27 protein-coding genes and 1 tRNA gene are annotated in these 23505 nt (G+C 47.1%); 22 read left to right on the top strand and 6 right to left on the bottom strand.

Features of this window, described 5'->3' with window-relative positions:
- Window positions 1-76: 76 nt before the first annotated feature.
- The 7 genes from ybaK (at window position 77) to LACPH_RS07150 (ending at window position 4915) form a co-directional block, all read left to right on the top strand.
- Window positions 77-577 (top strand): Cys-tRNA(Pro) deacylase, encoded by a 501-nt coding sequence (gene ybaK / locus LACPH_RS07180; RefSeq protein ID WP_087912218.1) that lies wholly within the window; start codon window positions 77-79, stop codon window positions 575-577.
- Between the two features lie 16 nt (window positions 578-593).
- On the top strand, window positions 594-911 hold the full coding sequence (locus LACPH_RS07175) for a DUF960 domain-containing protein (RefSeq protein ID WP_049171364.1): 318 nt from the start codon (window positions 594-596) through the stop codon (window positions 909-911).
- Window positions 912-1032: 121 nt separating this feature from the next.
- The gene (locus LACPH_RS07170) at window positions 1033-1809 is read left to right on the top strand and encodes an N-formylglutamate amidohydrolase (protein ID WP_306387685.1); all 777 of its coding nucleotides are present in this window, start codon (window positions 1033-1035) and stop codon (window positions 1807-1809) included.
- A gap of 1377 nt (window positions 1810-3186) precedes the next feature.
- Window positions 3187-3274, top strand: a tRNA-Ser gene (locus tag LACPH_RS07165).
- Between the two features lie 260 nt (window positions 3275-3534).
- The gene (locus LACPH_RS07160; protein ID WP_010488153.1) at window positions 3535-3921 is read left to right on the top strand and encodes a hypothetical protein; all 387 of its coding nucleotides are present in this window, start codon (window positions 3535-3537) and stop codon (window positions 3919-3921) included.
- Window positions 3921-4124 carry a hypothetical protein gene (locus LACPH_RS07155; protein WP_087912215.1) on the top strand — a complete coding sequence of 68 codons (204 nt, stop codon included), beginning with the start codon at window positions 3921-3923 and terminating at the stop codon, window positions 4122-4124. The genes LACPH_RS07160 and LACPH_RS07155 overlap by 1 nt, the downstream gene beginning before the upstream one ends.
- A 404-nt stretch (window positions 4125-4528) precedes the next feature.
- Window positions 4529-4915, top strand: a complete 387-nt coding sequence (locus tag LACPH_RS07150; protein ID WP_010488156.1) for a DUF1093 domain-containing protein — start codon at window positions 4529-4531, stop codon at window positions 4913-4915.
- A 164-nt stretch (window positions 4916-5079) separates the two neighbouring features.
- On the opposite strand, the gene LACPH_RS07145 is transcribed toward LACPH_RS07150, so the two are convergent.
- A complete protein-coding gene (locus tag LACPH_RS07145; protein ID WP_010488157.1) occupies window positions 5080-5328 on the bottom strand; it encodes a hypothetical protein in 249 nt (82 codons plus the stop codon).
- A gap of 104 nt (window positions 5329-5432) precedes the next feature.
- Between LACPH_RS07145 and LACPH_RS07140 the strand changes: the two genes are divergently transcribed.
- From LACPH_RS07140 to LACPH_RS07105, 8 genes are all read left to right on the top strand, one after another.
- Window positions 5433-6038, top strand: a complete 606-nt coding sequence (locus LACPH_RS07140) for a DNA-3-methyladenine glycosylase (protein ID WP_306387675.1) — start codon at window positions 5433-5435, stop codon at window positions 6036-6038.
- A complete protein-coding gene (locus LACPH_RS07135; RefSeq protein WP_306387674.1) occupies window positions 6035-6529 on the top strand; it encodes a DUF3013 family protein in 495 nt (164 codons plus the stop codon). Before LACPH_RS07140 ends, LACPH_RS07135 begins: the two co-directional genes overlap by 4 nt.
- 61 nt (window positions 6530-6590) lie before the next feature.
- Complete coding sequence (prmA, locus tag LACPH_RS07130; RefSeq protein ID WP_306387673.1) at window positions 6591-7544, top strand: 50S ribosomal protein L11 methyltransferase; 954 nt, start codon at window positions 6591-6593, stop codon at window positions 7542-7544.
- Complete coding sequence (locus LACPH_RS07125; protein WP_306387672.1) at window positions 7544-8272, top strand: RsmE family RNA methyltransferase; 729 nt, start codon at window positions 7544-7546, stop codon at window positions 8270-8272. Before prmA ends, LACPH_RS07125 begins: the two co-directional genes overlap by 1 nt.
- 37 nt (window positions 8273-8309) lie before the next feature.
- The gene (locus LACPH_RS07120; protein ID WP_049171380.1) at window positions 8310-8633 is read left to right on the top strand and encodes a membrane protein; all 324 of its coding nucleotides are present in this window, start codon (window positions 8310-8312) and stop codon (window positions 8631-8633) included.
- Between the two features lie 337 nt (window positions 8634-8970).
- On the top strand, window positions 8971-11196 hold the full coding sequence (locus tag LACPH_RS07115) for a RelA/SpoT family protein (protein WP_306387671.1): 2226 nt from the start codon (window positions 8971-8973) through the stop codon (window positions 11194-11196).
- Window positions 11197-11319: 123 nt separating this feature from the next.
- The gene (gene dtd / locus LACPH_RS07110) at window positions 11320-11766 is read left to right on the top strand and encodes a D-aminoacyl-tRNA deacylase (RefSeq protein WP_306387670.1); all 447 of its coding nucleotides are present in this window, start codon (window positions 11320-11322) and stop codon (window positions 11764-11766) included.
- Complete coding sequence (locus tag LACPH_RS07105) at window positions 11766-12392, top strand: HAD hydrolase-like protein (RefSeq protein ID WP_306387669.1); 627 nt, start codon at window positions 11766-11768, stop codon at window positions 12390-12392. Before dtd ends, LACPH_RS07105 begins: the two co-directional genes overlap by 1 nt.
- An 80-nt stretch (window positions 12393-12472) precedes the next feature.
- Here LACPH_RS07105 and LACPH_RS07100 read toward each other — a convergent pair whose 3' ends face one another.
- The 4 genes from LACPH_RS07100 to LACPH_RS07085 form a co-directional block, all read right to left on the bottom strand.
- Window positions 12473-13795, bottom strand: coding sequence for an N-acetylmuramoyl-L-alanine amidase family protein (locus LACPH_RS07100; protein WP_306387668.1), 1323 nt, complete (start codon window positions 13793-13795; stop codon window positions 12473-12475).
- 140 nt (window positions 13796-13935) lie between these two features.
- Window positions 13936-14121 carry an HAD family hydrolase gene (locus tag LACPH_RS07095; RefSeq protein WP_306387667.1) on the bottom strand — a complete coding sequence of 62 codons (186 nt, stop codon included), beginning with the start codon at window positions 14119-14121 and terminating at the stop codon, window positions 13936-13938.
- Window positions 14122-14152: 31 nt separating this feature from the next.
- The gene (locus LACPH_RS07090; RefSeq protein ID WP_370531197.1) at window positions 14153-14539 is read right to left on the bottom strand and encodes an HAD family hydrolase; all 387 of its coding nucleotides are present in this window, start codon (window positions 14537-14539) and stop codon (window positions 14153-14155) included.
- A gap of 81 nt (window positions 14540-14620) precedes the next feature.
- Window positions 14621-15079 carry an HIT family protein gene (locus LACPH_RS07085; RefSeq protein WP_306387665.1) on the bottom strand — a complete coding sequence of 153 codons (459 nt, stop codon included), beginning with the start codon at window positions 15077-15079 and terminating at the stop codon, window positions 14621-14623.
- 627 nt (window positions 15080-15706) lie between these two features.
- On the opposite strand from LACPH_RS07085, the gene hisS reads away from it, so the two are divergent.
- The 5 genes from hisS to LACPH_RS07060 all read left to right on the top strand — a co-directional run bounded on the left by hisS (window position 15707) and on the right by LACPH_RS07060 (window position 21488).
- Window positions 15707-16990 carry a histidine--tRNA ligase gene (gene hisS / locus LACPH_RS07080; protein ID WP_049171389.1) on the top strand — a complete coding sequence of 428 codons (1284 nt, stop codon included), beginning with the start codon at window positions 15707-15709 and terminating at the stop codon, window positions 16988-16990.
- A 1-nt stretch (window position 16991) separates the two neighbouring features.
- Complete coding sequence (gene aspS, locus LACPH_RS07075) at window positions 16992-18797, top strand: aspartate--tRNA ligase (RefSeq protein ID WP_306387664.1); 1806 nt, start codon at window positions 16992-16994, stop codon at window positions 18795-18797.
- Between the two features lie 93 nt (window positions 18798-18890).
- On the top strand, window positions 18891-19334 hold the full coding sequence (gene msrB, locus LACPH_RS07070) for a peptide-methionine (R)-S-oxide reductase MsrB (RefSeq protein ID WP_306387663.1): 444 nt from the start codon (window positions 18891-18893) through the stop codon (window positions 19332-19334).
- Window positions 19335-19565: 231 nt separating this feature from the next.
- Complete coding sequence (locus tag LACPH_RS07065) at window positions 19566-20486, top strand: YitT family protein (RefSeq protein WP_010488175.1); 921 nt, start codon at window positions 19566-19568, stop codon at window positions 20484-20486.
- A 114-nt stretch (window positions 20487-20600) separates the two neighbouring features.
- Entirely contained in the window at window positions 20601-21488 is an 888-nt protein-coding gene (locus LACPH_RS07060; RefSeq protein ID WP_306387662.1) for a deoxyribonuclease IV, read from the top strand.
- Here the strand turns inward: LACPH_RS07060 and LACPH_RS07055 are convergent.
- Window positions 21485-22315: a pyruvate, water dikinase regulatory protein gene (locus LACPH_RS07055; RefSeq protein WP_049171399.1), complete on the bottom strand. Its 831-nt coding sequence runs from the start codon at window positions 22313-22315 to the stop codon at window positions 21485-21487. The two genes, LACPH_RS07060 and LACPH_RS07055, sit on opposite strands and share 4 nt — an antisense overlap.
- 280 nt (window positions 22316-22595) lie before the next feature.
- On the opposite strand from LACPH_RS07055, the gene rpsU reads away from it, so the two are divergent.
- Together rpsU and LACPH_RS07045 are read left to right on the top strand one after the other, a co-directional pair.
- Window positions 22596-22772, top strand: coding sequence for a 30S ribosomal protein S21 (gene rpsU / locus LACPH_RS07050; RefSeq protein WP_005687665.1), 177 nt, complete (start codon window positions 22596-22598; stop codon window positions 22770-22772).
- Window positions 22773-22799: 27 nt separating this feature from the next.
- Window positions 22800-23234: a GatB/YqeY domain-containing protein gene (locus LACPH_RS07045; protein ID WP_306387661.1), complete on the top strand. Its 435-nt coding sequence runs from the start codon at window positions 22800-22802 to the stop codon at window positions 23232-23234.
- Window positions 23235-23505 lie beyond the last annotated feature (271 nt).

Below are 23505 nucleotides of genomic sequence, written 5' to 3'. Positions count from 1 at the left end.
TCGCTGCAATTGCCCTAGTATTTTAAGTGAAGGTTTTCAAGTAGGTCAGATGGAAATTTCGTGAGGAGGGGTCGCAATGGCTAAACATCATAAGACAGAAAAAACCTTGGTCGAAAAAATGTTAGACAAAGCGGGCATTACCTACGTGCCTTATGAATTTCCGACCGAAGAAGTGGGCGACGTTGCCCAGTTGGAAGTCGATCACCTCGATGTTCCGGAACATCAGATTTATAAAACGCTGGTATTGACCGGCAACAAAACCGGTCCGGTGGTTGGCGTTGTTCCCTTAGACCGACATGTCGACTACAAGAAGCTAAGCAAGGTCTCCGGTAATCGTAAAGTAGGCATGGTGCCATTGAAAGACCTTGTGAAAACGACTGGCTATGAACACGGCGCTAACACACCGATTGGCATTCATGAACGCCACAAGTACCCGATCTTTATCAGTCAAGAGGCCGAAAATCAGCAGCAAATGATTGTATCAGCTGGCAAAGTCGGCCGTTCCGTTGGCATTGATCCCAAAGTGTTGGCAGACTTTGTCGATGCACAGTTTGCGGATATTGCCACGCAGGACTGAGGAAAGGAGCCAAGTCATGTTTGAAGCAAATCACAGTCGATTCGCGACATTTGGCATCATTTCGAACTTGCCAGGCGAAATTATCGATAGTATTTGGATGATCATCGACCGCAACTTACAAGGCGTGGTGCCACTGAACAACTTACTGCGCTTTGATCTGCAGAACAATCAAGGTAAGCTCACGGTTCATTTTAGTGAGGAAGGGGCCGACACGGAAATGGCCGTGGATCTGCCATTCCCATACGATCCCAGCTTCCCGGACACCGTGATGGCTTATGATGATGGTGAGAGTCAAACCATTCTTTTACCTGAAGAAGGCCACCGCGAGTCGTAATGTCGCGCTTAATTAAGTAGAAAAGCTAATCAGCACTGGGCGAAAATCGTTCGGTGCTGATTTTTTACGGTGCATCGTTTGCAATAAGGGGGGTGCTTCATATTTGAATAACCAAAACGCGATGTACACGGTGTTGAATCCGGAGCATGATTCACCGGTCGTCATCAGTTTACCGCACAGTGGCACTTGGCTTCCTGATTCCATGAAACAGGCATTGTTACCAACTGCTGTGCTAGCCAACACGGATTGGTTTTTGCCGGAACTCTATCGCTTTTTACCAGCCGCTGGGTTTACGACATTGATCAATCATGTTAATCGGTATGTAGCCGATCCCAACCGCGCCGTGACTTACGATCCGCACCATGATTATCGCTCGGCCACTATCTATCAACGCAACACGTTTGATCATCCGCTCTACGCAAAACCTTTGACGACTGCGCAGATGCAGCAACGCGTCCGCATGTTTTATTGGCCTTATCGTCATCAGCTGGCTAGCTTGCTGAATCAAAAGAAAGCAAAATTTGGTCAAGCTTATTTAATTGACCTGCACAGCTTTGCCCAATATCCATATTATCCGGGCGTTAAGCCAAAAACCATTGTCTTAGGCAACGATCATGATCGGACTTCTAGCAAAGTATTTCGGCATGCACTAACCAACCGGTTGATCGAGCAGGGTTGGACTGTCGAAAATAATTTCCCATTTCGCGGTGGCGACATCACACGTTATTATGGGCATCAACAGGGGATAACGGCGATTCAAATTGAACTGCGCTATGACCAGTACATCGCGCACAGGGCTTTTGGCGAAGAAGTGCTCACGCGCTATCAGCCGGATATTTTTGGGCAGGCGCAAAGGCGTTTAGCTTTTTTGACAGATTTTTTGAATCGTCTGGATTAAAGCGGGCATCTTGATCTCAATGGTCGCGTTGTCGAAATCCAAATCAGAATAAAATGCTAAAAAGACAAAAAGACACCGGTGAGTTATTTTCTCACAGGTGTCTTTTGATAGTGGATGCAAACAGGCAAGCTTTCTTTATCCCCCAAACCAGCAGGCAATACTGAGCAGAAGAATGGCTGACCGATGAAGAGTGAAGAGCAACAAAAAGAATGAGTATATGGCACTGCCACTACACTTGAAGAGAAAATAGGACATCAAGGAAGAAGTTTTCCCTGAGTAAGGAACATTGGAGCTCCCAGCAGATGATATCAAATACTTGATTTAAAAATAGATCATTTTATATGCTATAAATTAATTATATTATATATCGGGAACGAAATTAGCGCTTCCATTTATTGCTAAGTAAGCATAAAATATCAGTGACGTATTTGATCACCCTGATCATTATTGCTGAATTGAGGTGCCGCCTTTACTAATATACAAAATAATTTGAGAATAGCTTAAATCATTATGGAATCGCGCTTACTCAAGGACAGAATCAAAGAGCTTGTTAAATCATGAATCGTTCTAGATTACATTGTGACCATCGTTATTAGACTTTTTAGCAATTTAGAACCAATCTAGCTGATATGTGGTGTAAATACATTGAAAGTTTTGGGGGATAATCGAATGTTTAATTTTATACAGACCAGTTTCGAAAATCTAAATAAATGGATAAACAGTTCTACAGGGAATTACAACATGATTCTTATGATCTTGCTCTTTTTATTCTTTGTCTCCACTCTGTTATTCGCGTATGCCGCCGTTAGAAAGAAAACAAATGTCATACAACTTCTGTTCATAACCTTGTTTGCAAGTCTTGTTATTGATACTCTTTTCTTAAAGGATCCGGAGATGCATTTGTTTATACTTTTTAAGTACGTCATCGTTTTCATCATTGGAGCCATTTTAGCTTTAATAATTTAGCTCCTTAATCCATGAGATTATTGGGCGATAGTCAGCTTGTTGTTTTGCCAGGACCGAGCAATGTTTTTGTAGTGTTTATGAAACCATTAAAATAAAATCATACAATACTGAGAGATCATGCAAGCTGTAATGAATTAATGACGTCTTCATCGTTCTCGCCAGCATAGCAATTTCTTAGACTTTCTTTTCACGAAGTCTTCTTAAGCCAAATTGTTCAAGTTAATCAGGCTAATTTCGGACAGCAAGCTCCTGTTAATTATTATCGTATTTTTGAGTTGTCACGTTCCAGAGATCTTTTGAATGAATACTCACTTTTACAGCAACAGCCACTATCAACAAATTGAAGTGATATTTTTCAAGAGAATTGCTTCCCAAAGCGCAGGCATTTTGTTATACTGGTTCTTGTGTTTTGGAGAGTTGGCAGAGTGGTAATGCAACGGACTCGAAATCCGTCGAACCGGCTAATACCGGCGCGCAGGTTCAAATCCTGTACTCTCCTGAGATTGAAAGAGCGTGATACCGGGATTCAACGCCTGTTATCACGCTTTTTTTACGCCATTAGTCTGGTTCCAAAATCGACTATGCGAACCTGCACATCACGCGGTCGGTTTCCATCCAGTCCGTTTCATTTTTACTCGCTATACCACAATTCAACAGCAGAAGATTAATAACCTTTGTATAAACAGGATCCATCATCGTGCAATGGTTTCTGCAAACTTGTATAATACAGTTACTGCTAAAACAAGGGATGATCGACACTTGAAAATTTCCATTAAAAAAGTACCGGCACTTTATGATTTGATTTACGGGGCGTTTGCCCTTGTGATGCTGATTGTTGCGATCGTGACGACCTTGCCCAACGGATTTTCTTTTACAAGCGTTGGCGCAACGCTGATGACATGGGCGGACCATCTGTGGTGGTTGACTGTGCCTGGCATCATTTTTCATTTACTGTCGTATTTTGTGAGTCAACATTCACGATTGCTAACAGTGGGCAACATCATTGGGTTATGCGCCTTTATTGCCTTTATTTTGATTCCTAATTATAGTGTCTTCGCATTGATTGGATTGGTCGTTGCCATGCTGCTTATTTTGAGAGGCGCCAATCGCTCACATCGAATGCGCGAGGAGTCGGAGGTGTCATGATGCCTTGGTTAAAGCATAAAAAAGATGACGAACCGGAAGTCGGCATTGGCGATCATGATTTTAGCCAGTTTGTTAAAAATGCCCGCCGCGATCCGCAACGTTTCAAGGCGGTTCAGTCAGTCTTCAGCCGACTAAAACGCAGTCCGCATAAAAACAATAACAATCATCCGCCAGTGAAGCATTCACCCAAAGATGCGCGTTAAAGCCATTTAGTAGTTGTACAAGAAGGTATATCAGCCTCGGGACAATCTTTGTCTCCGAGGCTGATTTTGTTGCGCGCATTGTGCATGCCTTTGCCGTGAAAAAATCTAAAGGTATTTCGAGATTAGCTGCTGCCGGACGATACTTGCAAAGGTATTAAAGCTAAATTATGAGTAATTATTTTGTTGTTTTGATCTTACAAAAATGTTCGATCAAGTCCTTATTTAGCCCTTAAAATGACGCTATATAAACCGATACAACTAACACAGATACCTATGTATTCCTTGTCCACCTTACGTTCATGACATTTTTGTCACGATTTAAGGAAACCCTAAAGGCGGTAAAGATAGTTGCAACTTTTTATTTGGATTGACATAATGTTGGTAACAAAAAGGAGCGATTATCCATGAAAAGAGTTATAGGTGTGGTTGCGTTACTTGCGGTTCTCGTTTTGGGCTTTTTTGGTTATCAGTATTGGAACAGTACCTATAATGGGGTTGAAGCTTATGCCGTGGTCACTGAAGGCAAAAAGGAAGCTTCCAAGAATGATGATGGCTCGCCTTATAAAGTGAATGGCAAACAATACTACACGTATGAATACGATTTCGTCTGGATCACAAAAGATGGTCAAGAACGAAAACTCGGGTTCTCATCTCCAGAATCGGCTGATCCCAAGCCATTAACACCAGGGACGTATGTTAAAGCCAAGATTTCGCAAAAGCGGGTCATTGCTGGCCCACAAACCGTTTCAGCTGATTCGGTTCCTGCGGCGATTAAGGATAAACTTAAGTAGTTTTCGGTGGCATTGAGAGCATGACGCTAGCATGGCATGGACATAGTACAGAGACCTGAGCTGAGTCCGACCACGCCTTGCTTTCTAGCCATATCGGTTCACACGCAAAAAAGAGGCAAACAACAGCCCATTAAGACTGCTAGTTTGCCTTTTTTTGCTAGCCGTTATTTTTGGTCAGGCAATGTAAGCGCGCCGTCTTCGACCAATTTGCTTAAGATTCGATAAAGTAGTTCTTCGGAAAAATCCCGCGACTCTGATAGCAAATAACTATAGGTGTCGGCCACACCCGGATCCGGTACTTTGGCTAACCATTTTTGGAGGCGGGCATTGACCTTGTCGTCTGTGTAGAGTTCGGAGACCAGTGTATCGGCTTGTTGACTGATAAGCGCGCGCAATGCTAAGTTTTCTGCCATGTTCAGCTTCCTTTCCAGTTGATTACTATTATACTTGGCGATGTTTTGAAGGCAAAGCCACTTAGCCCTTTGCATTCGTCTGAAGCTAGGCTAATATATTAAGCATGATAATTCCTTGGTTAGCAACACAACCAACACTTCAATCCGCCCAACAATTGCTGGGGATGAAGTTAAGTTTAGCCAACTGCAGCGGCTTAATTGTCGAAACCGAAGCTTACCTCGGTGTTCGCGATCAAGCGGCACATGCGTTTGGCAATCGGCATACTAAGCGCAATCACAGTCTGTTCTTGGAAGCAGGGACGGTTTACGTGTATCAGATGCGGCAATACTGTTTGCTGAATATTGTGACCCAAGCAGCCGATGTTCCTGAGTGCATTTTGATTCGCGCGCTTGAACCGATTGCTGGACTGGCGGACATGGCACAACGACGTCATCAAACCGGGGTCGGACTTACAAACGGGCCGGGAAAGTTATGCCAGGCGTTAGCGATTGATCGGCAGCTCGATGGGACTGTGTTAAATGACGGTCAATTAAAACTAACGCCAACAGCGTATCGACCACAGAATATCGCAGTCGGTCCCCGAATCGGCATCCCCAATAAGGAACCTTGGACAAGTGCGCCACTGCGATTTTATGTGTCCGGCAATCCGTTTGTGTCGGGCTTGCCGCGGCGAGACCAGGATCGGAAAATGAAAGGATGGCAAGCATGAGCCAACTGAATATGTTAGATGCAATCGGCGAGAAAATGGATCAGCTCGATTTTGACGGCGATCTTAGTTTGAACTGGGATAAGGATGCCCACGTCATTGAACTGGAAATCACGATGACAGCACAGGGTGAGGCAGGCATCGAGGTTGAAGACCAAAACGGCGCGACCATTGATGACGGACCGGTCACTTATCAAGATGCGATTCTTTTTTATGACGAAACCCGGCTGCATGGTGAAGATTATGTCGATGACTATCTGGCCATTTTCGGGTTTAACGGCAAGAAAGGCATTGACGTCGCAACCGTGGATGCGTTGTTCATTTACTTGCAGGATTTGCTGGACGATGGTGAAAGCGATCTGATGGATTTTGTCGATGGCACGTCTGACAATGATCTTTTTGCACTGAATTTCGACGATGCGGCGTTTGAAGAGATTCTGGCGCAACAGCCTGACGCCAACAATCGGATCTTTTTGCCGTATCCGAAGTATTAATAAGTTGATGAGTTAGTGTCAAACGCGATCGGATGTTAAGTGACATTAAAAGGAGATCTTGATGAACAACGATTGGACAGCGTTAACGGTAACAACCTCAACTGAAGCGGTAGAGGCGGTTAGCAATATTTTGATGGAAGCCGGAGCCGAGGGGATTCAAATCAAGGACGCTGCTGACTTCAAAAAAGCGACAATTGATGCTCACGGAACTTGGTTCGACCCGACGACTATTCCGCATTTGGCTTCAGGCGCCCAGGTGATTGGCTATTTTGATCCAGCCACTTCACTCATTGAACAGCGCGATCACATTGCGGCGCAAGTCAAAGCATTGAAGCAATTCGGATTAGATCCCGGAGCGGCAACGGTCAAGTTGACCGATGTGCGGCAGGCGGATTGGGCCAATGTGTGGAAACAGTATTATCATCCGCTTCGAGTTTCGCGGTTTTTGACCATTGTGCCTAAGTGGGAACATTACACCCCGGAACAAAATGGCGAAATCGTCTTAACGCTGGATCCGGGCATGGCGTTTGGCACCGGTACTCATCCGACCACCCAGCTGATGTTAGGATTACTGGAATCAGTGGTGCGGGGCGGCGAGACGATGATTGATGTCGGAACGGGTTCCGGAATTTTGGCGATTGCAGCCGAGCGTTTGGGTGTCAGCCGCATTTTAGCCACCGATGTCGATGATGTTGCCGTCAAAAATGCCCAGTCTAACATTGAGCTCAATCCTGTCAGCCACATCACGGTAAAGGCAAATGATTTGCTACAAGGAATCACGATGTCTGCTGATTTGATTGTTGCCAACATTTTAGCTGAGGTTTTAGTGCCTTTAATTCCGCAGGTTCAGGAACGCTTGAAGCCCAGGGGTCATTTCTTGCTTTCCGGCATTATCGCCGACAAAGCTGCCTTAATCACGCAGACTTTGCAGGCCAATGGGTTTACGATTGCCCAACGGCGTGAAACAGGCGGCTGGGTGGCACTCGATGCCGTGATTCAAGAGGAGGACGACTGATGCAACGGTTTTTCACCACACATAAGTTGCATGAAAAGCAGACGTTAACATTGGAACCAGCGATTTCCAAGCATGCCATTAAGGTGTTGCGGCATGAGGTGGGCGATGTGATTGAGTTGGCCGATCCCGAACGCCACGTTTATCACGCCACGATTCAAACCACAGATCCGTTGACGGTCTTGATCGGCGAGGATGTCACGCAACCCGTTGAACTGCCGATTGCAGTTGAAATTGTCTGCGGTGTCAGCAAAGGCGATAAAGCCGAGTGGATTGTCCAAAAAGCAACCGAATTAGGCGCTGCCAAGATCGGCTTTTTTAATGCACAGTGGGGCACTGCCCGCTGGCCGGCCGAACGGGTTGCCAAAAAATTGAGCCGGCTGGCGACCATCGCTCAGAATGCCGCAGAACAAAGTCATCGCAATCTGGTTCCTGAAGTGGCGATGTATGCTAAGCTTAGTGATGTAGGCAATAGCGCGGCAGTCAAGCTGGTTGCTTACGAAGAAAGTGCCAAGCAAGGCGAACATGCGGCACTGGTAGCAGCGTTGGCAGAAAAGCCGGCATCATTATGTGTTGTTTTTGGTCCGGAAGGCGGTATTTCACCGGCTGAATTAGCTGGGTTAAAAGCAAATGGCTTCACACCAGCCGGTCTTGGCCCACGAATTTTACGGGCAGAAACGGCGCCGCTGTATTTGCTGAGTGCTGTCTCAGTTCTCACCGAGCTTTCTTAATTAAAAATTGAATCATTGATAAAGGAGACTATCGCTGATGAGTCGTGTCATGAATTGGGTCAAAGTTCCGCGCAACACCATTATTTGTTGGAGTGTCTTCGTGACCTTGCTCCTCCCTTGGGTCTTCCCGTTACTGCATCTCAGCACTGCCATTCGCGTCGGTGTGCTGTTCATTTTGATCAATATGTTGAGTGCCTGGTGGATTGGCAAAATGATTCATCGCCATCATTTAGGCTGGTGGTGGCTTCTGGTTTTACCTGTTTTGTTTACGTTGATGGTTTTATGGCGCTACAAATGGTATGGGTACTTTTTTCCGCCGATCTACATCGTTTTAAGCCTACTGGCAATGGCAAAGGACTAGCATTTTGCCAGAGAATCGTTATAATTTAAGGGTAGTCTAAGAACAGATGAAACCAGCTGTACGACTATTGTTTCATCAACAACGTGCAGCGATCATGCGCGAACTGACGCGATTAATCAAGCGTAACGAAGCGGCGATAAGCGTGTTGTCCCGGCCAAGTCGGAACAGACCGTTTATCGCCCTTCTCATAATGTCGGTGCGCCTATTAACGCGCTCACCGGCGCAAAAGTCTGCATGTAAGGACCTTGAACGCAATGGCCAAAAACCGGCCATCACGTCCAAGGCCGCTTACATTCCGACTTCTAACCGCGCTGGTGAGCGCTTAGGAGGAATTGGAATGGCCGAAGAAGTTGAACTTACCCAACCGGATGTCATGAAGTTGTGCAAAGCTTATATGAATCCTGAACATTTGGCATTCGTCGAAAAGGCCTATAAATTTGCTGCATACGTCCATAAAGATCAGGTTCGCAAGTCCGGTGAGCCTTACATTATCCATCCCATTCAGGTAGCCGGGATTCTTGCCGAATTAAAAATGGACCCGGAGACTGTGGCTTCTGGGTATTTACATGATGTCGTCGAAGACACCAATATTACGTTAGGTGATATTGAAGAAGTATTTGGACACGATGTTGCGGTTATTGTTGATGGCGTCACCAAACTGAGCAAAGTCACGTACGTTGCGCATAAAGATGAACTCGCCGAGAACCACCGGAAGATGCTGTTGGCAATGGCCAAGGACTTACGGGTCATCATGGTCAAATTGGCGGACCGTCTGCACAATATGCGGACGCTCCAGCACTTACGCCCGGACAAGCAGCGGCGGATTGCCAATGAAACATTGGAGATTTATGCGCCTTTAGCTGATCGTCTGGGGATCAGCACCATCAAGTGGGAGCTTGAAGATTTGTCGCTGCGCTATCTAAACCCGCAACAGTACTATCGGATTGCCCACTTGATGAACAGCAAGCGAACCGAACGCGAAGCTTATATCCAAGAAGCCATTGAAGAAATCAAAAAAGCGTTGGCTGACTTGCATATCAAATACGAAATCTATGGTCGTCCCAAGCATATTTATTCGATTTACAAAAAAATGCGCGACAAGCATAAGCAGTTTGACGAACTCTATGATTTGCTTGCCATTCGGGTGATCACCGAAACGATTAAAGACTGTTATGCAGTTTTGGGTGCCATCCACACCAAATGGAAGCCGATGCCAGGGCGGTTTAAAGATTACATCGCGATGCCAAAAGCCAACCTGTATCAAAGTATTCATACAACGGTCATCGGGCCCATGGGCAAACCGCTAGAAGTGCAGATTAGAACTGAAGAAATGCATCACGTGGCTGAATATGGTGTTGCGGCACACTGGGCCTACAAAGAAGGTCAGACCAGTAAAGTTCAGTATGACAAGGCTGGTAAGAAACTGGATATTTTCCGCGAAATCCTCGAACTGCAGGATGAAAGCAGCGATGCGGCCGACTTCATGGAAAGTGTCAAAGGCGATATTTTTACCGATCGGGTTTATGTATTTACGCCCAAGGGTGACGTCTATGAGCTTCCTAAGGGGAGTAATCCACTTGATTTTGGCTATCTCATTCACACTGAAGTCGGTAATCATACGGTCGGGGCAAAGGTCAACGGCAAAATCGTACCGCTGAATTATGTGCTCAAAAACGGCGATATTGTCGAAATGCTGACGGCCAGTGGCAGCGCTCCGAGTCGTGATTGGATCAAGATTGTTTATACCTCCCGTGCCCGCAACAAGATCAAGCGCTATTTTAAGCAAGCCGATAAAAGCGAAAATGCCGAAAAAGGCCGTGATATGCTGGAACACGAGCTGCAAGAGGAAGGGTATACGCCTAAAGAGTTCCTAACCAAGGAAAACCTGTCCGGGCTCATGCAGCGGCTGAATTTTCAAACCGAAGATGAACTGATGAGTTCGATCGGCTATGGTGAATATACGCCGAAAGTCATTGCCAATCGGCTGACCGAGAAGTATCGCCACGAGAAGGCTGAAAAAGATCGTAAAGCTAAAGAAGCCGTGATCTTGTCGAAAAATCAAAAAGTGACGACAGTTTCCAGCGAACGCCACCAGCCACAAACCCATTCCGAAGATGGCGTGGTTATTGAAGGCGTCGATAATCTGCTGGTTCATCTGGCTAAGTGCTGCATGCCTGTACCTGGGGATGCGATTGTCGGGTACGTCACCAAAGGCCGCGGTGTGACTGTTCATCGTGCTGATTGCCCCAACGTTCAAAATTCCAAGGAAATGTCCGGCCGGCTGATTGAGGTTCGCTGGGAGAATGAAGAGGATCAAAAGCAGCTCTTCAACACGGATCTCGAAATTTACGGATACAATCGCAGCGGATTGCTGAGTGATGTTCTGCAGGTTCTCAACGCCCAAACCAAAGCCTTGAATAATATCAATGGCCGAGTCGACCATGACAAAATGGCTGACATTCATGTTACCGTCGGGGTCCGCAACCTTGCCCACTTGGATAAGTTGATGGACGCAGTTAAAAATGTCCCGGATATTTATGAAGTTAAACGGGCCAATGGTTGATCGAAGGCAGCAATCGAGCAACATCGCCAGCTTAGACTGAGATGTTTGTTCCTGCTGCTTTTTCGGCCACAGCGAAACAGCTCAGGTTTCAAATGAAAGTGAACGAGAAAAGGAGAGACATTTATGCGCGCAGTTGTACAACGCAGTCTTGCCGCCCAAGTGACCATCGAGGGGCAGACAGTCGCGGCCATCGACCATGGTTTTGTCGTGTTATTAGGCGTCGGTCCGAACGATACCCAGGCCGACAGCGACTATCTGGCGGAAAAAATCAGTAAATTAAGGGTGTTTAGTGATGATGCCGGCAAAATGAATTTGGCCTTGGCAGATGTCGGTGGTCAGATTTTGTCGATTTCCCAATTCACGTTATATGCCGATACCCGCCGTGGCAATCGGCCGAGTTTTACCAATGCAGCAGCCCCGGCTTTAGGCGAGCAACTGTACCAAGCCTTCAATGCCAAACTACGGCAACTGGGGGTCACAGTGGCGACCGGTGAATTCGGTGGCGATATGCAGGTGAGTCTCACTAACGACGGTCCAGTCACCATTCTGTTTGATACGGAGGCGAAGTAATGCTGGTTAATGCTATTTGGGATTTTGACGGCACGCTGTATGATTCCTATCCCGGCATGATGAAAGCCCTCAGAAGCCTCGTATTGGACAACGGCGGGCAAATTGAACCGGATGCTTTGTACCGCCTAGTCAAAAAGACTTCGATCAAAAAGTTTCTAACCGATTTCGGTGGCAAAGTAGGGCGCTCGGTGGATGAATTAGAGGCTGACTACCATCACCGTGCCCGTGCTTACCTTCATGACATTCATCCTTACCCGGCGGCGCTGCCAGTGTTACAGGCAATCAAGGACCAAGGTGGGAACAATCTGTTGTTAACGCATCGCGATCACAGCGCATGGCAGATCCTAGCGAATGATCATGCGGATACGTTGTTTCTCGGTGGTGTGGATTCCGATCTGAACCTACCGCGCAAACCGGCACCGGATGCGATTCAATATCTGCTTGACCGGTTTCAGCTGAATCCGGCAGTCACTGCGATGATCGGTGACCGTTCTCTGGATATTGATGCTGGCGTCAACGCAGGGGTCAAAACCATTTACTTCAATGTTGATGAGTTAAATGCTGCACCGCAAGCGGACTTTAAGGTGAATGCTTTGGAAGAAATTCCGCCTTTGTTCCGCAAGTAAATAGTTGCAACCAAAATACCCGCTAAGGCAGCTGCGGTTGCCTTGGCGGGTATTTTAGTTGGTCGAAAACAAATGAAACGTTATTGGTGATTGCCAGCCTTGAAGTAGGCGTTCAATCCATTGACGATATCCGTCGCTATTTTGGACTGATATGTCGGATCCTTGATGTGTTTAAAGTCTTTGTCATTGTTGATGTAGCCCATTTCGTTCAAAATGGCCGGCTGCTTGTTATCACGCAAAACTTCATAATTACCAAAAGCCACGCCACGATTTTCCAGCGGCAAGCCAGTCAGCGCGCCATTAATCGACTTGGCCAGCGCGAGATCCTTTTTACTGCTGTAGTAGTAGGTGGTGAAGCCTGAAGCAGAGTTTTTGGATGGGCTGGAGTCAAAGTGGAATGAGATGAACGCATCTGCGTGGGCATTGTTGGCAGTGGTCGGCCGTGGCGCAAGATCAACAAACGTATCGGTGGTGCGTGTCATGATGACGTTTGCTCCGGCTGCGCGCAAGGCATTGGCGACAAGGTCTGCCGTTTTCAGGGTGTAGGTCTTTTCATAATCAGAGCCATCATTGGCAATGGCGCCGGTATCGGTACCGCCGTGACCCGGATCAAGAACAATCGTCGCTTCGGAAAGCTTAGTTGCGGCTTTTTGCGTCTGACCATCATTCGGTGCGCTGACTGTCCAACTAGCCACAAAACCGGTTTTGCCATCAGGCGCGGTAACCTGATACCAATCATCCTGCTGCTTGATAACGGTCAGTTCCGTGCCCTTGTCCAGTTTTTCGACAACCGGCGCATTGATACCTGCTGCATTTCGTAAATTAGTCGTTGTGTTGGTCGTGACTTTTAGCGAGGGATTGCTTTGGGTCTGCGTCAGATTTGCTTGGGCAGGTTGCGCGAGGTTCGTTGTCTGGCCGGTCAGCTGAACACTGCTGCTGGTGATCCACGCCGCAGTATTGTTATAGGCGATTTGCGTCCAGTTGCCTTCCTGATAGACGACCTTCACACTCACGCCAGCATTAAGGGAGCCTAATTGTTTGGCATCCTGGCTCGCATATTCGCGCACATTGACCGGTTGATTGACGGTGGCAACTTTTGCCCGAGTCGTGGCAGCTTCGCTTTGATCGACCAGCCATGATGCCACCCAACCAATTCGATTCCCGGCAAGCCGCACTTGGTACCAGGAATTCTTGGCACCGATAATCGTCAGCTGATTGCCCGACTTAACCTGGCCCATAATGCCATAAGCAAGCCCGGGCCCCAGCCGCACGTTAACCGTGTCGGCCTTGACCGTCATATATTGCGTATTAGCCATGACACTGGTCGTCGCCACACCGACGCCAAACAACAGCGCCAGCAAAATGATCAATGGCCATTTTTTTAATTGTCCGATAGGTTTCATGACCCAGCCTCACCATTCTCTAAAAATCGTTAAGTTCATTATAGCAAATCGGCTGGTAAAAAGGCGGTAAAGACGGTTTTAGCGGTCTGGAAAGGCGACTCCAGGTTATTTTCAACTTAGCGTGTAAAAAAATACCCGTCTCAATCAGACAAATCCTGCGCGGCAAGTTTCGCAATGTACGCTGGCACTGGTGTCAGGTCATTAAAAACCAGATAGGGCTGATACCTTGTCATGCCGTTGAGATGCTCACGGTTGATCCAGACTTTTTGCCAGCCCATCTTTGTACAAGGAACAATATCCCACCAAAAACCTTTGGCAATATGCACGTGCTGTTTGGTGGAATGACCGATTTGATGATCAACATACTGAAAGAATGCCAGCGTTGGCTTGTAACAACCCGTTTGTTCCGGTAAAAAGATAGCCAAGCGTTGCGGCATTATCGGCCATGATGTCAATCGAGGCATTCGACATGAGAAGCAAAGTGTGTTGCTTTTCTTTAAGTTGTTGAAGAACGGCCATGACCTCGGGAAAGGGCCTAAGTTGATGATAAGCTTGAACAAGCAATTTTGCCTGCTTTTGAAAGAACAATGCCGTTCCAAATATCATATCTAAGTATTCAAGATCCCTTTGAATGAGGTTTTCATAAGGCACGATTGTCTCACCGTACATCAGACGATCTTCAAAACTGCTGTATGTATTGACATCTGTTGTCTCATTGCGTTTACATTTGCGCGCCAGTTGCATCAGCAATTGCTTAATCGGGGTGGTATCTAACAAAGTCCCATAACAATCAAACGTTAAGATCAAACGAACACTCCCCATTTTTTAATAGTCAGATTCAAGTTGCAGTTTCAATGCATCGGTAATTCGCTGCCGAATCATATGATGCCTAATAGGATCGTATTGGTATCGCGAATCGCTCCAGTACGACGCGGGATACAACCAAACCGGCTTTGCCAGACGGTTCGGGCTTTCTGTTTTGTATCGTGGGAACACATGGGCATGTAAAAAGTGATCAGTGTTACCAAGAATGTCATAGTTCACGCGCACCGGCTGGCATGCAGATAAGACCGCATCGCCCAAAGCGGCCATACTTTGCAAAAATAAGGTCTGTTCAGGTTTTGTCAATTGATTTAAGCTACCAATTTCGCGTTTTGGCAACAACACGCTATAGCCGGGAAGAAACTGAACATCACCAAAAACAGCAAAGCCACCTGGTAACTCTGCCATCACCATCGGATTTTTACCCGCTAAAGCCGACTGAATGCGATTATCTTGCCACACCGCCATCATCCCTAATCAAAATTTAATTTTGTAAATTAAAATCATCATACGCGCATGGCTTTTTAAAGACAATGTCGCTCTGAAAGCAAATTTAGCGTTTACATCTGGCTAAACGCCGTTGACAAAGCTTTCTGCAAACCGTATGCTTTAAACAATAACTAAGACCTGTGACGGAGTAGGATAGATCAACTTTAAGCGACCCGGAGATGGTGAAAGCCGGGACCGATCGAAAAGACACTCCCGAGGTGATCAAATTCCGGAACGCCACCGTTATGGCAAAGTAAAACACAAGGTGGTACCGTGTCCGCACCCTTCGAGCAATCGAGGGGTGCATTTTTTTAGAGCGCGAACAGGAGCGTTCAGAAATCGGAGTGTAAGTGGCCTCAGCCCTAAATGGCTGGTCTTTGGCCATTTAGGGCTGAGGTCCTTACACGTAGATTTCTGCGACTGTGAGCGCGTTTTCGGAACCGGATTGCCTCCCAATATCTATTGTTCCAATCCCATAGTCGAACGGAATTTCGCCATTTAGACTCGAGAACCTTAGACAGGCTCCCGTAACACGCCCACCATCAAAATCTACCCGATCACCCAACCCCATCACATCTCTCAGACTACAGGAGGTCCCTCATGAATTATCAACGTCCAAAAGGCACAGCCGATATTTTACCTGGCCAAAGTGAACGTTGGCAGCAGGTAGAAGCTGTTGCCCGTAAAATTTTTGCTCAATACCAATACCGTGAAATTCGTACACCGATTTTTGAAAATGTCGATGTATTTTCGCGCAGTGCTGGGGACACCAGCGACATCGTGACCAAAGAAATGTATACCTTTAAGGATAAAGGCGATCGAATGATGGCCTTGCGTCCTGAAGGCACTGCCGGTGTCGTGCGAGCCTATGTCGAGAACAAATTATACGGTCCTGAGTATGCGAAGCCTTACAAAGTTTACTATATGGGGCCGATGTTTCGGTATGAACGCCCGCAAAGCGGCCGCCAGCGGCAGTTCCATCAAATTGGGGTCGAAGCTTTTGGCAGTGATTCTCCGGTGCTCGATGCCGAAACCCTCGCCTTGGCTAAGCAGTTACTTGAAGCTCTAGGTGCCAAACACCTTAAGTTTGTCATCAATTCGTTGGGCGACCCAGCGACGCGTAAAGCATTTCATGCAGCGCTCGTTGATTACCTGACGCCGTTCAAAGATGAGCTTTCTGAAGATTCTAAAGTTCGCTTAGAAAAAAATCCGCTGCGCATTCTCGATAGTAAAGATCGTCATGACCAAGAGATTGTCGCCAATGCGCCTTCAATTCTGGATTATCTGACCCCGGAAGCCCAACAGCATTTTGACCGCGTGAAGACATTGCTGACAGGGCTGGGGATTGATTTTGACGTGGATGCGACCATGGTCCGCGGACTTGATTATTACAACCACACGATTTTTGAAGTCATGTCCGATGATAAAGTCTTTGGTGGCGGCTACACGACGATCTTGGCAGGCGGCCGTTATAACGGGCTGGTTGAAGAACTCGGCGGTCCCGAGACTCCCGGAATTGGTTTTGCTATGGGCGTCGAACGCCTGATGCTGTTGATGCAATCAGATCAAGAAGCAGCGCAACCGGATGCCTTCATCGTTACCATTGACCAAGGTGCTGACCAAGAAGCCTTGCAAATGCTGACAGCCTTGCGTCAACAAGGCTTTACCGGCGAAATGGATTACATGGGCCGCAAAGCAAAGGGCCAGTTTAAAGCAGCCAACAAAGCGCATGCAAAGCTGGTTTTGACAATAGGCGAAAGCGAACGCGCAGCCGGCACCGTCCAGATTAAAAATATGGCAACCGGCCAGCAACAAGCTTTTCCTCAAGCAGATGTGTTGGCAGATTTTGGTAAAATTTATACGCAAGTAACGGAGGCAAAGTAGTATGAGTAAACGAACCTGTTATGCCGGTGATGTGACCACCGACTATGTTGATCAGGAAGTAACCTTAAAAGGGTGGGTGCAGAAACGTCGCAGTCTCGGCAGTTTGATTTTTATTGATCTGCGGGACCGGGAAGGCATCGTTCAACTTGTTTTTTCTGAAGAATTTGATCAGGACGCGTTGACAGTGGCCAATTCGGTGCGCTCCGAGTATGTGATCGAAGTCCATGGGGTGGTCAAAAAACGCAAGCCGCAAGCGGTGAACCCAGAAATGAAAACCGGCGATATTGAAGTTGAAGTCCATGACATCACTATTTTGAACAAGGCCAAAACGCCGCCGTTCTACATTGAAGACAATGTCGCCGTAACAGAAGAGACCAAATTAAAGTATCGCTACCTTGATCTGCGCCGGCCAGAGATGCAAAAGAACATCTTTACCCGCGCCCACATTATGCGTAGTGTGCACCATTACTTAGATGACAATGGCTTTATTGATGTCGAAACGCCGACGTTAACTGCTAGTACGCCTGAAGGGGCCCGGGACTATTTAGTGCCATCGCGGGTTTACCCTGGTAGCTTCTATGCTTTACCACAATCACCGCAATTATTTAAGCAGCTGCTGATGGGGGCCGGATTTGATCGGTACTACCAAATCGCCCGGTGCTTCCGCGATGAAGACTTGCGCGGCGATCGCCAACCGGAATTCACCCAGATTGACCTTGAAACCAGTTTCTTGACGGCAGAAGAGATTCAAGATATTACTGAAGGCCTAATTGCTCAGGTGATGCACGATGTAAAAGGCATTGATGTCAAATTGCCATTCGAGCGGATTACCTGGCAGGATGCGATGGATAAATACGGTTCCGATAAGCCGGATCTTCGCTTTGGCATGCAGATTCAGGATGTTTCCGATTTAGTCAAAGATTCTGATTTCAAAGTTTTTGCGGGTGCCGTGCAAAATGGCGGCCAAGTGCGGGCAATCGTTTTGCCTGGCGGAGCCGATAAATATTCACGGAAGATGATCGATGCCCAACAGGATTACATCAAACGCTTTGGTGCCAAGGGGCTGGCGTGGATGAAAGTGACAGATGACGGCATTAGCGGCCCCATTGCCAAGTTCTTTGGTGACGGCAAGGCGCTGACAGAGGCGGTTGGCGCCCATGCCGGTGATCTGGTTCTGTTTGTGGCAGATAAGGCAAAGGTCGTTGCTGATTCATTAGGTTATCTCCGCACCCATTTTGGTCATGATCTTGGTTTGATTGATGACAAGCAGTTCCGCTTCTGCTGGGTGGTTGACTGGCCGCTGTTCGAATACGACGAAGGAATTCAACGTTGGGTTCCGGCGCATCATCCATTCACGATGCCAAACGAGGAAGACGTTCATCTGCTTGACACCGATCCGCATGCAGCACATGCCCAAAGTTACGATATTGTTTTGAACGGCTATGAATTAGGCGGCGGATCCATCCGTATTCACGACCGGGAAATTCAAGAAAAAATGCTCAAAGCACTTGGCTTCACGCCGGAACGTGCCCAAAAGAGTTTTGGCTTCCTGCTGACGGCGCTTGATTACGGGTTCCCGCCGCATGGTGGCTTGGCGATTGGGTTGGATCGGTTTGTCATGCTGCTCACAGGCCGTACCAATATTCGCGATGTGATTGCCTTCCCGAAGAACAGCAAAGCCAGCGAACCGATGACCAGTGCACCTTCACCAGTTGCGGACGTACAGCTTAAGGATTTAGGTATTGAAGTTCGGCCAGATGTCGATCCGGAAAAAGAGCATGAAGGCGACAAGAACTTAACCGAATAAGGGGCGTCACTTTTGCCTAAAACTGTTATGCAATTTAATTGCTGACAATCGAAACACCTACCGCTATAATGAATTGTAGCGGAGGTGTTTTTTATGTTTGATAAAGCAAAACGGCCGTCAAAAGCCGATCTAAAGAAGCAACTGTCACCTGAAGCTTATGCGGTTACGCAAAAAGCCGCGACTGAACGGCCGTTTTCCGGTCAGTATGATGATTTTTATCAAGATGGCATCTATGTAGATGTTGTTAGCGGCGAACCGCTATTTTCCTCCCAAGATAAATATGATGCCGGCTGTGGCTGGCCATCTTTTACCAAACCGATTGCAAAACTCGCCGAACACCGGGATCAGAGCTTTGGGATGGAACGCGTCGAAGTCCGTAGTCCCGAAGCTGATTCACACCTTGGTCACGTCTTTACCGATGGCCCGATTGCAAAAGGCGGCTTGCGCTATTGCATCAATTCCGCAGCGCTGCGTTTCATCCCAGTTGCCGATCTCGAGAAAGAAGGCTACGGCCAGTACCGACAACTATTCAAATGAGCGTGAGCTGGCGCGATTAGAAGTCGGAGTGTAAGTGGCCTTGGGCGTGATGGTCGGGCTATGACCATTGCAACCAAGGTCCTTACACGCAGACTTCTGCGCCAGGGAACGCCTTATGACACCCGTCAAAATAAATAAACCGACCGATTTTTTGATTTGGTAGCAATCAAAGACCGCCCTTGTTATACTTGATCACGACATGATTATGGGTGACAGGGAGCGGTTTTTGATATGGAAGAGATTGATCGGCTAATTCGCCGACATCAAAATTGGTCACGATTATCAGCGGCATTTTTCTATAGTATTTGTGTCGCTGTTGCATTGAATATGTTTTGGGAACCGGGCGGGGTTTTTGCCAGTGGCATTACCGGTGCGGCCCAGCTTTTGGCGACTGTGGTGCGAAAATGGTTTAACTTCGACATTGCGCTGCCATTCTTTTCGCTGGCGACAACGGATTTATTTTCAACTGGAACCCTGCTATTTTTCTTAAACGTGCCACTGTTTATTCTGGCATGGAAGGCAATCGGGCACCGCTTTACAGTGTTCACTTTTTTGGCGGTTATCTTCTCGACGATCATGATTCGGTTGCTTGGGGTATTAACGCCGCTGACCAAAGATCCCATCGTTTGTGGTATTTTTGGGGCGGTTGTGAATGGCTTGGGTACCGGGTTTGCTTTGCGCAATAATATTTCCACTGGCGGTATCGATATTCTGGGGATCGTGTTGCGCAAGCGCACCGGGCGGACAGTTGGCACGATCAACATCATGTTCAATGTGCTGATTATCTTTCTTGCCGGTTTTGTTAATGATTGGCCGCATGCGTTGTATTCGGCATTGGCAATCTTCATCAATGGGCGGGTCATGGATTCGCTATACACGCGCCAGCAACGGCTGCAGGTTATGATTGTGACTGCCCGGCCTAAGCAGGTGGTTCGGGAGATTCAAGGTTCGCTACGCCGCGGCATCACCATTGTTCACGATGCAGAAGGAGCCTTCCATCACGAGGAAAAAACCATCCTGTTCACGATCATTTCCCGAGCCGAAATGTATGACTTAGAGCAGGCCATGCGTCACAGCGATCCGTATGCATTTGTGTCAATTACGGACTCGGTCAAAATCCTTGGCCATTTTTACGAGCCAAAAACGGATTAACTGCGCTAACATGAACCCGGAAAACAGCCGGGTTTTTTGATGAAATTTTTTCTGATCAACCAGCAATCTCAATTGAAACGATTGCTGGTTGATCATACATAGGGGGCTTTTTAAATGTTAATCGGTGCCAATGTCAGTATGAAAGGCACAAAAATGTTGTTAGGAGCCGTTGAAGAAGCAGCTAGTTATGATGCCAATACGCTGCAGTTTTATACGGGCGCACCGCAAAATACACGGCGTAAACCAACGAGCGAAATGCACATTCCTGAAGGGCTGGCGGCGATGACCAAAGACGGCATCAGTCATACCGTTATTCACGCACCTTATATTGTTAATCTTGGCAATACGAAGAAACCCGAGAACTTTGAATTTGCGGTGCAATTCATGCGGGAAGAAGTTGCCCGGGCGGATGCGTTACACGCCTATACCATGCCATTTCATCCCGGTGCGCATGTGGGCGCCGGTCCTGAAGCCGCCATCAAGCAAATTGTGAAAGGCTTGAATCTTATTATTGACCCTAAACAGAACGTCACGATTGCGCTTGAAACCATGGCAGGAAAAGGAACGGAAATCGGCCGTTCATTTGAGGAACTTGCCGCAATCATTGATGGGGTGACTTATAACGAAAAGTTACGCGTGACTTTTGATACTTGCCATACCAACGACGCCGGTTACGATGTTAAAGATGATTTTGATGGCGTTTTAAATGAATTTGATCACGTCATCGGTGTGGATCGACTGAGCGTCATTCACGTGAACGATTCCAAGAATCCGCGTGGTAGCCATAAGGATCGCCATGCCAACATCGGTTTTGGAACAATCGGGTTTGACGCTTTAAATCGAATTGCCCATCATCCCGCATTGGAAAAGTTACCCAAGATACTCGAAACCCCGTATGTCGGGCCAGATAAGAAACATCAGGTCCCGCCATACGGGGAGGAAATCAAGTGGCTCAAAAGCGGCCATTTTCAACCGGAAGCTTTGCGCCGGTTGATGGATTAATGGGTTTCGGTATTTTCAAACTCATCTAAGCCCATGTGCTCCAAAATCAAGGTTGCAGTTTCTTCAATCGATCGGTGTGCGGTGTTAATCACCATGCAGCCGATTTTTTTGTAGAGATCTTCAGCAAACTTCAATTCTTGATTAACTTGATCACGCGCCGAATAGGCAGTGTCCGGATTCAAGCCATATTGAATCATGCGCTGACGCCGAAATTCCATTAAAACGGAAGCATCGGTGGTCAAGCCGACAATTTTTTTAGGATCGACCTGCCAGATTTCTTCGGGAATATGGGCATTGGGTACCAAAGGCAAATTGGCGACTTTGAGATTGCGATTGGCGAGAAAAAGGGACAGTGGTGTTTTGCTTGTCCGTGATACGCCGAGCAACACAATATCTGCTTCCAAAAAGCCTTTCGGGTCTTTGCCGTCATCATACAAGACCGCAAATTCCATCGCCGAAATCCGATCAAAATAACGTTCATTGAGATCATGCACGGCACCTGGAACGTGGTTGGGTTCTTCATGCGTAATTGATTTGATGCCGCTGATGATCGGCGACATGACATCGATCGCGATGACGCCTTGGTCTTTGGCGTAATGCGTTGCCAGTTGGGCGAAACCGTCCGTAACAAACGTCATGATCGCCAACGCATTTTCTTTCTTTGCTTCATCAAGTGAACTGTAGATCTTTTCCTTTGTATGAATAAACGGAAATCGCACGTAATGGGCTTCAAATTCCGGGAACTGTGCGGCAACCGCCTGTGCAAGTCGCAGTCCGGTTTCACCAACCGAATCTGACATGATGTATAAATTCAATTCTTGGGTCATAATGCCACCTCGCTACTTAGATAACGCTATCATAGCATAATTCAAATGAGCACGTGAATGTTGAAGAACAGGTTACCAGACGCTAGCAAATCTTTGATTGTGACCGGTAATGGCGTTAAGATTTAGTTAAGACAACATCTTTGTCAATAACAGCGGTTGTTTATATAAAAATCTGGAATCGCTTATTGACGCGTGGTTGTCAGTTTTGTATACTAATAAACGAACTATTGGCTATGATATCCGTCAGTGGTTACACAAGTGTCGGAGGGAGGGATATCACATGGCTAAGACAGTTGTTAAGAAAAACGAATCTCTCGATGACGCTCTTCGGCGCTTTAAGCGTACTGTATCCAAGTCTGGTACACTCGCTGAATACCGCAAGCGTGAATTCTACGAGAAGCCTAGCGTACGCCGCAAGCTGAAGTCAGAAGCTGCGCGTAAGCGTAAGAAGTATTAATAAAGGACTTGGTGAATAGTGGCTTTAATGGATGAGCTTAATGCTCAGATGAAACAAAGCATGTTAGCCAAGGACAAGGTAACGTTGAGCGTCGTCCGGATGTTGAAAACAGCGTTGGTCAATGAAAAGATCAAAGTTGGCCATGAGCTTTCCGAGGATGAAGAAAAGAGCGTTCTTGCGACTGAATTAAAGCAGCGCAAAGAAAGCGCTTCTGAGTTCAAAAAAGGCGGCCGTGATGATCTGGTTCAGGAAACCGAAGCTGAAATCAAGGTTGTGGAACGTTTTCTGCCAGCCCAGTTAAGCAAAGCCCAAGTAGCCGACATCGTTGATGCAACAATCAAAGAAGTCGGAGCAACAGGCAAGCAAGACTTCGGCAAGGTAATGAAGACGCTGATGCCCAAAGTTAAAGGCCAAGCTGATGGCGGTCTCGTCAGCAGCGTGGTAAAAGAAAAACTTAGTTAACGACAAAGCCGGTGTTAGCACCGGCTTTTTATTGTGGTGATTGCGCGCGTTGTCGAGTGTTGGCGTTTAGGTTGCACATGGGCGAAGTGCAAGGGACTGTCGCTTTTTGGCGCGGAAACGCGTTCGCAGGCCCAGAAATCTCCGCATAAGGACCTCAAGCACAAATGGCCAAAGCCCAGCCTGTGGCTTTCTGGCGCAGAAACGCGCTCACAGTCGCAGAAATCTACGTGTAAGGACCTCAGACCTAAATGGCAAAGACCAGCCATTTAGG

This window comes from Lacticaseibacillus parahuelsenbergensis (assembly GCF_030770265.1).
Taxonomy (GTDB): Bacteria; Bacillota; Bacilli; order Lactobacillales; family Lactobacillaceae; genus Lacticaseibacillus; species Lacticaseibacillus casei.
Note: the sequence above shows the minus strand (reverse complement) of the source record. Positions and strands in the feature narration are given on the sequence as shown.